Below are 13,671 nucleotides of genomic sequence, written 5' to 3' on the forward strand. Positions count from 1 at the left end.
ATGCACGACTGGGCCGCCCTCGCCGCCGACATCAAGCGCTGGGCCGTCGAGCTCGGCTTCCAGCAGGCCGGCATCAGCGAGGGCACCCTCGCCCGCGACGAAGCCCACCTCGAACGCTGGCTGGCCGCGGGCCACCACGGCGAGATGCACTGGATGGCCGCGCATGGCCGCAAGCGCAGCCGCCCCGGCGAACTGGTGCCCGGCACCATCCGGGTGGTGAGCGTGCGCATGGATTACGGCATCGGCGACGATGCGGCGAGCTGGGCCACCCTGGCCGATGGCGAGCGTGCCTACATCGCCCGCTACGCCCTCGGCCGCGACTACCACAAGGTGCTGCGCAACCGCCTGCAGCGTCTCGCCGAGCGCATCGCCGGCGTGGTCGGCCCCTTCGGCTACCGCGCCTTCGTCGATTCCGCGCCGGTACTGGAGCGGGCCCTGGCCCGCGATGCCGGGCTGGGCTGGATCGGCAAGCACACCTGCCTGATCCATGCGAAGGCGGGCAGCTGGTTCTTCCTCGGCGAGCTCTACACCGACCTGCCCCTGCCGCTCGATGCCCCCGCCAGCGAGCACTGCGGCACCTGCACGCGCTGCATCGACATCTGCCCCACCCGGGCCATCGTGGCGCCCTGGGTGCTCGATGCCCGGCGCTGCATCAGCTATCTCACCATCGAGAACCCGGGGCCGATCCCGGAAGCCTTCCGCCGGCCGATGGGCAACCGCGTCTTCGGCTGCGACGACTGCCAGCTCGTCTGCCCCTGGAACAAGTTCGCGAAACGCCATGCCTTGCCCGACTTCGAACCGCGCAACGGCCTCGACCGGGCGCGGCTGGTCGAGCTCTTCGCCTGGGAGGAAGACGAGTTCCTGAAGCGCACCGAAGGCTCGCCGATCCGCCGCACCGGCCACACGGGATGGCTGCGCAACCTCGCCGTGGCGCTGGGCAATGCGCCGCACTCGGACGAGGTGGTGGCCGCGCTCGCGGCCCGTGCCGGGCATCCCTCGGCCCTGGTGCGCGAGCACGTGGCCTGGGCGCTTTCCGAGCAGGCAGCGAAGGCACCGGCCTGAGGGCGCGAACGGCGCCGGGAGGGCTTCCCGGCCGCGGCGGGCCGACGCCGCCGCTCAGCCGCGGGCGAGGATCTCCTCGACGAGCGTGGCGCTCACCGCATCCTGCGCCCGGGCTCTGCCCTCCAGCACCGGCAGCAGGCCGTTGGCGAGCCGCTTGCCGAGCTCGACCCCGAACTGGTCGAAGGCATTGATGCCCCAGAGCACCGCCTGGGCGTAGACGCTGTGCTCGTAGAGCGCGATCAGGCTGCCGAAGCTGCGCGGGGTGAGCCGATCGAGCAGCAGCAGGGTGCTGGGCCGGTTGCCCGGCGAGTGCTGCTGCGGCGTCTCGCCCGCATCGCCATTGGCCAGGGCCTCGGTCTGGGCGAGGAGATGCGAGAGCAGCACCCGGTGCTGCCCGAGATGCGGGTGATCGGGATGGATCACGCCGATGAAATCGGCCGGCACCACCTGCGTGCCCTGGTGCAGGGCCTGGAAGAAGCTGTGCTGGCTGTCGGTGCCAGCGCCGCCCCAGAGCACCGGCACGGTGTCATGCGCCACCGGCTCGCCGGCATGGTCCACGCGCTTGCCGAGGCTCTCCATCACCAGCTGCTGCAGATAGGCCGGCAGCAGGCGCAGACGTTCGTCGTAGGGCAGCACGGCATGGGCGGCATGGCCCTCGACATTGCGGTTCCACACCGCGAACAGGGCATGCCAGAGCGGCAGGTTCGATTCCGCCGGGGCCTCGAGGAAATGCCGGTCCATGGCCTCGGCGCCGGCCAGCATGGCGGCGAAGCCGTCCTCGCCCAGGGCCAGCAGCACCGAGAAGCCCACCGCCGACCACAGCGAGTAGCGGCCGCCCACCCAGTCCCACATCGGCAGCACACGGGCAGGATCGACGCCGAAGGCCTCGGCCTTCGCCACGTTGGCGCTCACCGCGTACAGGCGCTCGCCGCCGCCCAGCCAGTCGCGCACCAGCGCGCCATTGAGCAGGGTCTCCTGGGTGCCGAAGCTCTTGGAGACGAGGATGGCCGCAGTGCGCGCCGGATCGAGGCCGGACAGCAGCCGGGTGGCGGCATGGGCATCGACATTGCTGAGGAAATGCAGGCGGAAGCGGCCATCGCCGAAATCGCGCAGGGCGTCCACCGCCAGCCGCGGGCCGAGGTCGGAGCCGCCGATGCCGATGTTGATGACATCGGTGATCTCGCTGGCCCGCAGGGCCCCGGCCAGGGCCCGCATCCGGGCGCGGGTGGCCGCGGCCTCGGCGGCGGCCTTGGAGGCCACCGGCGCCTCGAAGACGGTGCGCAGGGCGCTGTGCAGGGCCGGACGGCGCTCCGAGCGGTTGACCGCCTCGCCATGGAGGAGCGCCCGGATGGCCTCGCCCATGCCGCTGGCTCGGGCCACGGCGAACAGCGCCTCCAGGGCCTCGTCATCGACATGCTGGCGGGCGAAGCTGGCATAGAGGCCGTCTACCCGCAGGGCCATGCGCGCGGCCCGGCCCGGATCGGCCGCCAGCAGTTGCTTCAGCTCGCGCCCGGCGAGGCGGGCGCCATGGGATTGCAGGTGCTGCAGCCGCGATGCGGGGGATTCCATTCCGGCCCCCGGACTCAGGCGGCCTGCGCCGGGATGCTGTGGTTGGTGTGGGTCAGGCGGTTCTGCCGGTCCACGTAGACGAGCGTCGGCTTGAACTTCGCCGCCTCGGCCTCGTCCATCTGGCCGTAGGCGCAGATGATGACGAGATCGCCCGGCCCGGCGAGATGCGCCGCCGCGCCGTTCACCGAGATCACGCCGCTGCCCTCCTCGCCGCGGATGGCGTAGGTGACGAAGCGGGCGCCGTTGTTGATGTTGAAGATGTGCACCTGCTCGTACTCGCGGATGCCGGAGACGTCGAGCAGCCGGCCGTCGATGGCGCAGGAGCCTTCATAGTGCAGCTCGGCATGGGTGACCGAGGCGCGGTGGATCTTGGCTTTGAGCAGGGTGAGCTGCATGGCGGCGGTCCCGGAAGCGTGAAGGCGCGGAGTGTAGGTGGCAGGAATCGAGCCTGCAATCGAAGCACCAGCCTGCGCGGGAGCGCGTCCAGCCGGCGTGGACGGGCCGGCACTCAGACCACAGGACCGTCGAACTCGAGGTTGTCGATCAGCCGGGTGCGGCCCAGCCGGGCCGCCACCAGGCCCAGCAGCCCCGGCTCATTGCCAGCGAGCGGCAGCGAAAGATCGCTGCGGCGGATCACCGCATAGTCGACCACGAAGCCGGCGGCGGCGAGGCGCTCCACCGCCTCCTGCTCGATGCCGGCGAGCGGCAGGCCCTGCGCCGCCTGCTCGCGCATGGTGCGCAGGTTGCGGATGATCTCCACCGCCACCGCGCGTTCCTCCGGCGCCAGGTACTGGTTGCGCGAACTCATCGCCAGGCCATCGGGCTCGCGCACCGTGGGCCCGGGCACGATGTCGATGGCGAAGGCCAGGTCGCGGGCCATGTGGCGGATCACCTGCAGCTGCTGGTAGTCCTTGCGGCCGAAGATCGCCACGTCGGGGCGCACCATGTTGAACAGCCGCGCCACCACCGTGGCCACGCCCTCGAAGTGCCCGGGACGGTGCTCACCCTCCAGCACCTCGGAGATCCCAGGCACGCGGATCCGCACTGCGGCCTCCGGCCCTAGCGGATAGACCGTCTCCACCGAGGGCAGGAACAGAAGATCGCAGCCGGCGCGGGCCAGCCCCTCGGCATCGGCCTCGGGCGTACGCGGATAGCGGGCGAAGTCCTCGTTGGGACCGAACTGGGTGGGATTGACGAAGATGCTGGCCACCACCTTGTCGGCGTTCTGCCGCGCCAGTTCCACCAGCGAGAAATGCCCGGCATGCAGGTTGCCCATGGTGGGCACCAGGGCCACGCGATGGCCCTGGTCGCGCCAGCCGGCGAGATGGGCGCGCAGTTCGGCGACGGTGCGGACGGTGCGGATCATGCGTAGGCGTGCTCGGGGCCGGGGAAACGGCGGGAACGGACGGCCTCGGCATAGGCGCCGAGGGCGCCACGCACCGAGCCGCCCTCGGCGAGGAAATCCTTGACGAAACGCGGCCGGTGCCTGCCGCCGATGCCGAGCAGGTCGTGCAGCACCAGCACCTGGCCGTCACAGCCGGCCCCGGCGCCGATGCCGATGGTGGGAATGCCGGCCGCGGCGCTGATCTCGGCCGCCAGCGCGGAAGGCACGCACTCCAGCACCAGGGCCGAGGCCCCGGCGGCCTCCACGGCACGGGCATCCTGGCGCAGCCGCTCGGCGGCGGCGGCCTCCCGCCCCTGCACCCTGTAGCCCCCCAGCCGCAGCACCGACTGCGGGGTCAGGCCGAGATGGGCGCAGACCGGGATCTCGCGCTCGACGAGGAAACGGATGGTCTCGAGCTTCACTCCGGCCCCCTCGAGCTTCACCATCGCCGCCTGCCCTTCTTTCAGCAGGCGCAACGCGGCCTCGAGCGCCATCAGCGGCGTGGCGTCGGAACCGAAGGGCATGTCGGCCACCAGCAGGGCCGAACGCAGGCCACGGGCGACATTGGCGCAGTGATAGACGACGTGGTCGACGCTGACCGGCAGGGTGCTGGCATGCCCCTGCACCACCATGCCCAGGGAATCGCCCACCAGCACGAGGTCGATGCCCGCCTCCTCGAGCACGGCGGCGAAGGCGGCGTCATAGCAGGTGAGCGCGACGATCGGCCGCCCTTCCTGCTTCATGCGGCGCAGGCCGGGCACGGTGAGCGGCGCGCGCGGCGGCGGGGCATCGGTGGCGTACATGGGCTGGGGGATGCCGGTTCGAGCGGGCGCTTAAGGTATCGCCTCGATGCCCGAGCAATCCAGCGCATCACGCAGCTGCGCGACCCGGCCGAGGCCGGGAAGCACGAGATCCGGCTCGAGCGCCGCCCAGGGCACCAGCACGAAGGCACGTTCGGCCAGCCGGGGATGCGGCAGCACCAGGTCCGGCGAATCGAGCACCACGTCCTCGACGGCGAGGAGGTCGAGGTCGAGGGTGCGCGGCCCCCAGCGGGTTTCCCGCGCCCGCTCGCGGCCATGGGCGCGCTCCACCGCCTGCAGGGCGGCGAGCAGGTCCACGGGGGCGAGCGTGGTGCGCAGGCGGGCAACGGCATTGAGGAAGGCCGGCTGGTCCTCGAGGCCCCAGGCCGGAGTGCGGTAGCGCGGCGAGCAGGCCTCGACGGCGATGCCAGGCAGGGCATCGAGCTGGCCCAGGGCCGAGACGAAGGCCGCCGCCACGTCCCCCACGTTGCCGCCCAGTCCCACCCAGGCCCGGCGCCCCATCGCGCCGGATTCAGGACGCGTCGTCGCCACCCGCGCCCCCGCTGCGGCGGCGGCGCGGCCGCCGGCGCCGGCGACGCGCCGGGCCGGTCTCCTCTCCCGCCTCCGTGGCCTCCACGTCCGGCGGGGCGGGCTCTGGCCAGGCTGCCCCGCCCGCCGCTTCCGCATGAACGGCGCCTGCCGTCACCGCGGCCGGCCCCTGCAGCTGCGCCTCGCGCCAGAACTGCAGGTCCGCCCCGAGTTCCGGCGCCACCCGGGCGCGCAGCTCGAGGAAGTCGAAGGCGGCCCGGAAGCGGGGGTGCGCCAGGGTGCGGAACACCCGCTTCTTCTGCCGCAGCGAGAAGCGCGGCTGCAGCATCCAGATCTCCTGCATCGGCAGCGAGAAGCGCCGCGGCAGGGCGATGCGCTGTGCCTGGTGCAGGGTGACGCGGTCGGCGGCGCGCTGCTGCGCTGCCACCGGATCGAGGCCCTGGGCCTGCAGGCGCGCCAGTTCGCGGCAGTAGGCCGGCCAGAGCAGCACGGCATAGAGGAAGGCCGGTGTCACCGGCCTGTCCTCGGCGATCCGCTGGTCGGTATTGCGCAGGCCCTCGAGCACCATCGTCCGCAAAGAGCCGCTGCGGTTGGTGCGCAGGGCCTCGGCAGTCTCGGGCAGCAGCACGGGCAGCAGGGCGTGGGCCTCGAGGCCGAGGAAACTCGCCTCGGCATGGCCGGCGAGGAAGAGCTTGAGCGATTCGTCGAACAGCCGGGCCGGGGCGGCGCCGGCGATCAGGGGGGCCATCGCCGGGATGGGCGCACTGCTGCCGGGATCGATCGAGAAACCCAGCTTGGCCGCGAGACGTACCGCGCGCAGCATCCGCACCGGGTCTTCGCGGTAGCGGGTCTCCGGGTTGCCGATCAGCCGCAGGCGGCGCGCCATCACGTCCTCGAAGCCCCCGACGTAATCGCGCACCGAGAAGTCCTCGATGGCGTAGTACAGGGCGTTGGCGGTGAAGTCGCGGCGCACCGCGTCTTCCTCGATGGTGCCGTAGACGTTGTCGCGCAGCAGGCGGCCATCGTCCTCGGCGGCACGCCCGCCGCTGCCGTCGTCGTCGTTGGCACGGAAGGTCGCCACCTCGATGATCTCGCGCCCGAACACTACGTGGGCCAGGCGGAAGCGGCGCCCGATCAGGCGGCAGTTGCGGAACACCTCGCGCACCTGCTCCGGCGTGGCATTGGTGGCCACGTCGAAGTCCTTGGGCTGGCGCCCAGCCAGGAGATCGCGTACCGCGCCACCCACGAGAAAGCTCTGGTAGCCGGCATCACGCAGGCCGTAGAGCACTTTCAGCGCCGCCGGGCTGATGTTCCGGCGCGAGATCGGGTGCGCCTCGCGGGGGATCACCAAGGGAACGGCGGGATCGGGCATGGGGCGTGGGGGCTCCGGCGGTGCAGTGGGCGAAAGGGCTTCGAGGGGCTTGGCGAACGCCAAAGGAATCCGGTATCCTACCGGACTCGCAGGACGCGACCAACTCACTGCTCCCTTCGTCTAGAGGCCTAGGACGTGGCCCTCTCAAGGCTAAAACACGGGTTCGAATCCCGTAGGGAGCGCCAATTCCAACGACGCCCGGCCCCGCCGGGCGTCGTTTTTTCCGCCACGCGCACGCCGCCGCGCGAGCCGCGGCGCTACCCTAACGCGCCCACCCCGACCACGCCGCCGCCATGCCCTTCGTCGTCACCGAGAACTGCATCAAGTGCAAGTACACCGACTGCGTCGAGGTCTGCCCCGTCGACTGCTTCCACGAAGGCCCGAACTTCCTCGTCATCGATCCTGACGAGTGCATCGACTGCACGCTCTGCGAGCCGGAATGCCCGGCCAAGGCGATCTACCCCGAGGACGACGTGCCGGCGGGCCAGGAAGGCATGATCGCGCTCAACCGCGAACTCGCGGCGCAATGGCCGGTGATCACCACGCGCAAGGACCCGCTGCCCGATGCCGCCGAATGGGACGGCAAGCCGGGCAAGCTCGCGTACCTGGAACGCTGAGCCGGGCGGCCGCAGGCGGCCGCGCCGGCGGGCTCACCGCTTACTGCAGGCGGCCGCGCAGCAGGCCGAGCAGTTCGGCGGCCGGACCGCTGCTGAGCGGCGCCCCCTCGGTGCTGATGGCGTCGATGCGCGCCTGCTCGCCCTGCGCGCTCACGCGCACGAGGAAGGTCTGGCCGCGGAAGCTCACCTCATGGGCATTCAGCGCCGCCACCGGCTGGCTCGAGGCCACGCCCTCGATGCGCGCGAGCGACAGGCCGACGCGACGGAAGGCACTCTCCTGGCTGTCGTCCAGGGTGAAGGCGCTGCCGGGGCCGCGCAGGGCCGGCGGGGCCGCCCCCGGCGCAGGGCCACCGGCCGGCGCCGGCGGCACCTGCAGCGCGGCGCTGGACGAGGGCAGCACGAGATCCGGCGGCACCTCCAGCGGGCGGCTCTCGCGCGCCTCGAGGTAGGGCGCCTCCTTGCCGCGGAACCAGGCGCAGCCCGGCAGGGCGACGGCGCAGGACAGCAGCAGGGCGCCGGCGAGGGCGGGGCGCAGGACGGGGGAACGGAACATCGGCATCTCCAGTCGGTCAGGCGGCACGGCGGGCGGAACGGGCCTCCGCCTCGGCGCGTTCGATGAGGTCCAGCAGGGCGGGCAGCGGCCCTGTCTCGGCTGGCGGCAGGGGCAGCAGGGGCAGGCGCAGCCCGCGACCAAGCCCCTGGGCGTCGAGCAGGGCTTTCAGCGGAATCGGGTTCGGCGCGCCGCCCAGAAAATCGTAAAGCGGGCGCAGGACGGCATCGCGGGCGCGGGCCTCGGCCACGCGGCCGGCGGCGAGGTCGGCCGTGATGCGGACGAAGCTCGCCGGCACGAGGTTGGACGCCACCGAGACCACCCCCGCGGCCCCGGCCTCCATGGCCGCCACGAAGCTGGGATCGTCGCCCGAGAGCAGGGCGAAGCCGGGCCCGGCGAGCGGCGCCAGGGCCTGCCAGCGCGCGGGGGCGGCCACGGCCTCCTTGAGGCCGATGACGCCGGGCAGCGCCACCAGTTCGGCCACCGTCTCCGGCAGCAGGTCCACCCCGGTGCGCGGCGGCACGTTGTAGAGAATGACCGGCAGCCCGCCCTGCTCGGCCACCGCGCGGTAGTGCGCGACGAGGCCGGCCTGGGTCGGGCGCACGTAGGGCGGGGTGACCACCAGCGCCGCCTCGGCACCGAGGGCCGCGGCGCGGCGCGTCTGGGCGATGGTCTTCGCGGTGCTGGACAGGCCGGTGCCGGCGATCACGCCGATACGGCCGGCGACGATGCGCACCGCCTCGCGCAGCAGCAGGCCGTACTCCTCGTCGGAGAGCGCCGCCGCCTCGCCGGTCGAGCCGGCCACCACCACCGCCCGCGAACCGGCCTCGACCTGTTTCTCCAGCAGGCGCTCCCAGGCGGCGAGGTCGAGGCTTCCGTCGGCCGAGAACGGGGTGGCGAGCGCGGTGATGCTGCCGGAGAGGTGCAAGGCAGGTCTCTTCAGATGCGGGAGAGGGAGATGCCCGGATGTTACTTGCGGCGCGAAGAACGCGGCAAGTATGCTTCCCGGGAAGACTTCAGGGGTGCCGCACACCCCATGGAACCCGCGCTTTGTCAGAGTCCACGCCCCGCCCGCCGTCGCAAGAGAACCTGCTGCTCATCAGCGCCTACGCGACCCACCCGGACTCCCCGCTCCTCGCCGTCAGCCGCCGCATCGCCGATTCCGGCTGCAACCTCGTCGATGCCCGCCTCGCCACCGTCGGGCGCGACGTCTCGGTGACGGCGCTGGCCGCCGGCCCCTGGGACGCCGTGGCCAAGCTGGAGGCCATGCTCACGCGCATGGAGCGCGACGACGGCATGAAGCTGCACTGGTACCGCACCGGTCCAAAGCCGCTGCAGTCCAACCTGCTGCCCTACATCGTCGAGGTGGTCGCCTCCGACCGCCCCGGCATCCTCTACCAGCTCGCCGATTTCTTCGACCGCCAGGGCATCACGGTCGAGAACCTGCAATGCTCGCGCTACCGCGCCATGCAGACCGGCGCCGACATGTTCTCGGCCCACCTCACCATCGGCGTGCCCGCGAGCATGCACATCGCCGCGCTGCGCGACGACTTCCTCGCCTTCTGCGACGACCTCAACCTCGACGCCATCATGGATCCGATGAAGTTCTGAGCCGCCGATGACCGGATCCCGCGCCGCGTGACCACCGCACGCCGACACCGAGCCGCCATGACGCCCCGCGTGATGGCGGCTTTTTCTTTGCCGCACCCCCGCCCGACCGAGGAGCCGCGATGACCCAGAGCAAGCGCATCTACGTGCTCGACACCAACGTGCTGATGCACGACCCGACCGCGCTGTTCAAGTTCGAGGAACACGACGTGTTCCTGCCGATGATGGTGCTGGAGGAGCTCGACAACAACAAGAAAGGCCAGACCGAATCGGCGCGCAACGCCCGCCAGGTGAGCCGCTTCCTCAACGAGCTGATCGTCGCCCACGGCAACCGCGGCATCGACGGCGGCATCCCGCTGCAACGCCCGAGCGGCCTGCAGCTCAGGACCGCCGACAGCCTGGGCCGGCTGATCTTCCAGACCACGCCGGTCGATACCGGCAAGGGGTTCGGCACCGTGCTGCCGGACAACCAGATCCTCGGCTCGATCCTGCAGCTGCGCGCCGGGCATCCGGATACGCCGGTGGTGCTGGTGTCGAAGGACATCAACCTCAGGATCAAGGCCAGCATCGTCGGCGTGGTGGCCGAGGATTACGAGAACGATCGTGCCCTCGACGACTTCAACCTGCTCTACACCGGCGCCACCGCCCTGCCCGAGGACTTCTGGGAGCGCCACGGCAAGAACCTGCGCAGCTGGACCGAGCGCGGCCGCACCTTCTACGAGCTGCGCTCCATCCCCGAGGAGGGCTGGTACGTGAACCAGTTCCTCTACCTGCCCGGCGAGAACGAGGTCGAGCTCAAGGTGGCAAAACTCGACGGCGGGCGCGCCATCCTGCAGATCGTCGAGGACTTCCGTTCGCCGCACCACCAGGTCTGGGGCATCAACGCCCGCAACCGCGAGCAGAATTTCGCGCTCAACGCCCTGATGGACCCGGAGATCGACTTCGTCACCCTGCTAGGAACCGCCGGCACCGGCAAGACCCTGCTGGCGCTGGCTGCTGGCCTGGCGCAGACCATGGACGTGCAGCGCTACCGCGAAATCATCATGACCCGCGCCACCGTGAGCGTGGGCGAGGACATCGGCTTCCTCCCGGGCACCGAGGAGGAGAAAATGACGCCCTGGATGGGCGCGCTCACCGACAATCTCGAGGTGCTAACCCACACCGATGACCACGGCAGTTGGGGCCGCGGCGCCACCAACGACCTACTGGCGAGCCGGATCAAGATCCGCTCGATGAACTTCATGCGCGGTCGCACCTTCCTCAACCGCTGGGTGATCGTGGACGAAGCGCAGAACCTGACGCCAAAGCAGATCAAGACCCTGATCACCCGCGCCGGCCCGGGCACCAAGATCATCTGCATGGGCAACGTGGAGCAGATCGATACCCCCTACCTCACCGAAACCACCTCCGGTCTCACCTACGCCGTGGACCGCTTCAAGAGCTGGGCCCACAGCGCCCATGTCACACTGCGTCGCGGCGAACGCTCGCGTCTGGCCGACTACGCTTCCGAGGTGCTCTGAGCGATGGGCGGGAATGCAGCCGGCAGCATTGCGGAAGATGCCCCGCGCCCGGCATCGGTACTCAGCATCGCTGGCTCCGACAGCGGCGGCGGCGCCGGCATCCAGGCCGACCTCAAGACCTTCGCCGCCCACGGCGTGCACGGCCTGTCGGCGATCGCCGCCCTCACCGCCCAGCACACCCGCGGCGTGACCGCGGTGCACGTGCCGGACCCCGGCTTCCTGCGGGCGCAGATCGATGCCTGCTTCGAGGACTTCGATGTGCGCGCGGTGAAGCTCGGCATGCTGGCCACGGCGGAGATCATCCACGCCGTGGCCGATGCGCTGGAGCACTGGCGGCCCGCCGCCCTGGTGGTCGACCCGGTGATGGTGGCGACGAGCGGCGCCAAGCTGCTGGCCGACGCTGCCCTCGACGCCCTGCGCGGCCGCCTGCTGCCCATGGCCTCGGTGCTCACCCCGAACCTGCCCGAGGCCGAGCTCCTGCTCGGCCGCCACATCGGCCCCGGCGCGGAGGCCGATGCCGCGCTCGCCGGCCTGCTGGCCCTCGGCCCCGATGCCGTGCTGCTCAAGGGCGGCCACCTCGCGGAAGGCGAGGTGATCGACCGCTTCGGCAGCGGGGTGCTGCGCGCCAGCTTCCGCAGCCCGCGCCTGCCGGTGGAAGGCCATGGCACCGGCTGCACGCTCGCCTCGGCCATCGCTGCCCGGCTGGCGCTGGGGGAGAGCTCCTCGGCGGCCTGCCGCCTCGGCACGGAGTACATCGCCGGCGCGCTGGCGGCCGGGTACCGGCCGGGGCGGGGCGGCGTGGTGGTGCTCGACCATTTCTGGCGTTTGCGCGAGGCATGATCGAACAGTTGCCACGCTGGGTCTGGTGGGCGGGCGGCCTGCTCGCGTTCGCGGCCGGGCTGATGAATGTGGTCGGTCTGCTGTCCTTCGGCGGCGAGGCAGTGACCCACCTCACCGGCACCACGACGCTATTCGCCGGCCATGTGTCACATGCCCGCTGGCAGTCGGCCCTGCATCTGGCAGCCATCTTCGGCGCCTTCTTCGCGGGCGCCGTGGCCAGCGGCTGGCTGATCCGCAATGAACACCTCAAGCTGGGCCGCCGCTATACCGTGGCCCTGTTGCTGGAAACCGGTCTGGTGCTGGCCGCACTCGCTGCTTTCCTGCACCGGAATCCGGCGGCCTATTACCTGCTCGCCGCGGCCGTGGGCCTGCAGAACGCGATGGCGAGCACCTACAGCGGCGCGGTGATCCGCACCTCCCACGTCACCGGGATGGTGACCGATCTCGGCATCTATCTCGGCCATGCCCTGCGCGGCCTGCCGGTACACCGCAAGCGCCTCGCGGTCAGCCTGCTGGTGACAATCACCTTCCTCGCCGGCGGACTCGTGGGCGGCCTTGGCCTGCGCCGGGTCGGCGAATGGGTTCTACTGCTGCCCGCGGCCATCGCCCTGGCCCTGGCCCTGGCGCACGAAGGCTGGCGCCGAAGCCACCGCGGAAGCGGTGGCCGGCGATGAAGTGCGTGCAGGGAGGAATCAGCCCGCCACGCGGGCGGCCACCGCCCTGGCGAAGCTCTGGGTGGTGCCGGTGCCGCCCACGTCCGGGGTCACGCCGTCCTTGGCCGCGAGGGTGTCGCGGATGGCCTGGCGCAGGCGGTTGGCCTGCTCCACGTGGCCGAGGTGGTCGAGCATCTGGCCGGCGGCCAGCAGCAGGGCGCAGGGATTGGCGATGTTCTTGCCGGCGATGTCCGGCGCCGAGCCGTGCACGGCCTCGAAGATGGCCGCGTGCTCGCCGATGTTCGCGCCCGGGGCAAGGCCGAGGCCACCGACGAGACCGGCGCAGAGGTCGGAGAGGATGTCGCCGAACAGGTTGGTGGTGACGATCACGTCAAACTGCTCGGGGCGCATCACCAGCTGCATGCAGGTGTTGTCCACGATCATCTCGTTGCACTGGATGTCGGGGTAGTTCGCCGCCACCTCGCGCGCCACCTTGAGGAACAGGCCCGAGGTGGACTTGAGGATGTTGGCCTTGTGCACCACCGTCACCTTCCGGCGGCCGAGGCGGCGGGCAAGGTCGAAGGCGTAGCGGACGATGCGCTCGGAACCCTTGCGCGTCACCTTCTGCGTGAGCAGAGCGGTCTCGCCGTCCTCGGAGAGGGTCTGGCCCTCGCCGATGTAGGCGCCTTCCGTGTTCTCGCGCACGGTGATGATGTCGATGTTCTCGTAACGCGCCTTGGTGCCGGGGAAGCTGGTGGCCGGGCGCACGTTGGCATAGAGATCGAACTGCTTGCGCAGGGCGACGTTGATCGAAGTGAAGCCTTCGCCCACCGGCGTGGTCAGCGGGCTCTTGAGGGCGATGCGGTGCCGGCGGATCGCGTCGAGGGTGGCGGCGGGCAGCAGTTCGCCAGTCTTCTCCAGCGCCGACATGCCGGCCTCGACGAACTCGTACTCGAGGCCGAGCTTCATCGCATCCAGCACCTCCAGCGAGGCATCCATGATTTCAGGGCCGATGCCATCCCCGCGGATCACCGCAATCGTCTGAGACATTTCGCATTCCTTCTCTACGCCCGATCCAGTGCGGGCGGCGGCGCGGATTATGCCGCAGCGGCGGGGCGGCGGCCCGGCACGGGCCCGGAGCCGGGCG

15 protein-coding genes and 1 tRNA gene are annotated in these 13,671 nt (G+C 71.1%); 7 read left to right on the forward strand and 9 right to left on the reverse strand.

The annotated features are described in order from the left end of the window. On the forward strand, positions 1–1,062 hold the full coding sequence (gene queG, locus G408_RS13170) for a tRNA epoxyqueuosine(34) reductase QueG (RefSeq protein ID WP_037412264.1): 1,062 nt from the start codon (positions 1–3) through the stop codon (positions 1,060–1,062). A 54-nt stretch (positions 1,063–1,116) separates the two neighbouring features. On the opposite strand, the gene pgi is transcribed toward queG, so the two are convergent. The 6 genes from pgi to pcnB form a co-directional block, all read right to left on the reverse strand. Further along, positions 1,117–2,631, reverse strand: a complete 1,515-nt coding sequence (gene pgi / locus G408_RS0104550; RefSeq protein ID WP_028770130.1) for a glucose-6-phosphate isomerase — start codon at positions 2,629–2,631, stop codon at positions 1,117–1,119. 14 nt (positions 2,632–2,645) lie between these two features. After that, complete coding sequence (gene panD, locus G408_RS0104555) at positions 2,646–3,026, reverse strand: aspartate 1-decarboxylase (RefSeq protein ID WP_028770131.1); 381 nt, start codon at positions 3,024–3,026, stop codon at positions 2,646–2,648. 113 nt (positions 3,027–3,139) lie between these two features. Then, positions 3,140–3,997, reverse strand: coding sequence for a pantoate--beta-alanine ligase (gene panC / locus G408_RS0104560; RefSeq protein ID WP_028770132.1), 858 nt, complete (start codon positions 3,995–3,997; stop codon positions 3,140–3,142). Next, entirely contained in the window at positions 3,994–4,818 is an 825-nt protein-coding gene (gene panB / locus G408_RS0104565) for a 3-methyl-2-oxobutanoate hydroxymethyltransferase (protein WP_028770133.1), read from the reverse strand. The genes panC and panB overlap by 4 nt, the downstream gene beginning before the upstream one ends. 30 nt (positions 4,819–4,848) lie before the next feature. After that, complete coding sequence (folK, locus tag G408_RS0104570; protein WP_028770134.1) at positions 4,849–5,337, reverse strand: 2-amino-4-hydroxy-6-hydroxymethyldihydropteridine diphosphokinase; 489 nt, start codon at positions 5,335–5,337, stop codon at positions 4,849–4,851. Positions 5,338–5,347: 10 nt separating this feature from the next. Further along, on the reverse strand, positions 5,348–6,736 hold the full coding sequence (gene pcnB, locus G408_RS13175; RefSeq protein ID WP_084628066.1) for a polynucleotide adenylyltransferase PcnB: 1,389 nt from the start codon (positions 6,734–6,736) through the stop codon (positions 5,348–5,350). A gap of 109 nt (positions 6,737–6,845) precedes the next feature. Between pcnB and G408_RS0104580 the strand changes: the two genes are divergently transcribed. Next, positions 6,846–6,921: transfer RNA gene (locus tag G408_RS0104580), tRNA-Glu, on the forward strand. Positions 6,922–7,029: 108 nt separating this feature from the next. After that, positions 7,030–7,353, forward strand: coding sequence for a ferredoxin FdxA (fdxA, locus tag G408_RS0104585; RefSeq protein ID WP_028770135.1), 324 nt, complete (start codon positions 7,030–7,032; stop codon positions 7,351–7,353). A 40-nt stretch (positions 7,354–7,393) separates the two neighbouring features. Here the strand turns inward: fdxA and G408_RS13180 are convergent, their stop codons facing one another. Further along, positions 7,394–7,906 carry a hypothetical protein gene (locus G408_RS13180; RefSeq protein WP_156890051.1) on the reverse strand — a complete coding sequence of 171 codons (513 nt, stop codon included), beginning with the start codon at positions 7,904–7,906 and terminating at the stop codon, positions 7,394–7,396. Between the two features lie 16 nt (positions 7,907–7,922). Beyond that, positions 7,923–8,831: a 4-hydroxy-tetrahydrodipicolinate synthase gene (gene dapA / locus G408_RS0104595; protein ID WP_028770136.1), complete on the reverse strand. Its 909-nt coding sequence runs from the start codon at positions 8,829–8,831 to the stop codon at positions 7,923–7,925. Between the two features lie 122 nt (positions 8,832–8,953). Here dapA and G408_RS0104600 point away from each other — a divergent pair, with 122 nt between their 5' ends. The 4 genes from G408_RS0104600 to G408_RS0104615 all read left to right on the forward strand — a co-directional run bounded on the left by G408_RS0104600 (position 8,954) and on the right by G408_RS0104615 (position 12,545). Beyond that, positions 8,954–9,514, forward strand: coding sequence for a glycine cleavage system transcriptional repressor (locus tag G408_RS0104600; RefSeq protein WP_037412267.1), 561 nt, complete (start codon positions 8,954–8,956; stop codon positions 9,512–9,514). A gap of 119 nt (positions 9,515–9,633) precedes the next feature. Next, a complete protein-coding gene (locus G408_RS0104605; protein WP_028770138.1) occupies positions 9,634–11,031 on the forward strand; it encodes a PhoH family protein in 1,398 nt (465 codons plus the stop codon). Positions 11,032–11,034: 3 nt separating this feature from the next. Further along, entirely contained in the window at positions 11,035–11,871 is an 837-nt protein-coding gene (thiD, locus tag G408_RS0104610) for a bifunctional hydroxymethylpyrimidine kinase/phosphomethylpyrimidine kinase (protein ID WP_051282625.1), read from the forward strand. Continuing rightward, positions 11,868–12,545, forward strand: a complete 678-nt coding sequence (locus tag G408_RS0104615; RefSeq protein ID WP_028770140.1) for a YoaK family protein — start codon at positions 11,868–11,870, stop codon at positions 12,543–12,545. Before thiD ends, G408_RS0104615 begins: the two co-directional genes overlap by 4 nt. A gap of 18 nt (positions 12,546–12,563) precedes the next feature. Here the strand turns inward: G408_RS0104615 and G408_RS0104620 are convergent, their stop codons facing one another. Next, complete coding sequence (locus G408_RS0104620) at positions 12,564–13,574, reverse strand: isocitrate dehydrogenase (protein ID WP_028770141.1); 1,011 nt, start codon at positions 13,572–13,574, stop codon at positions 12,564–12,566. Positions 13,575–13,671: the final 97 nt, after the last annotated feature.

Origin of the sequence: Silanimonas lenta DSM 16282, assembly GCF_000429065.1 — a bacterium.
Taxonomy (GTDB): Bacteria; Pseudomonadota; Gammaproteobacteria; order Xanthomonadales; family Xanthomonadaceae; genus Silanimonas; species Silanimonas lenta.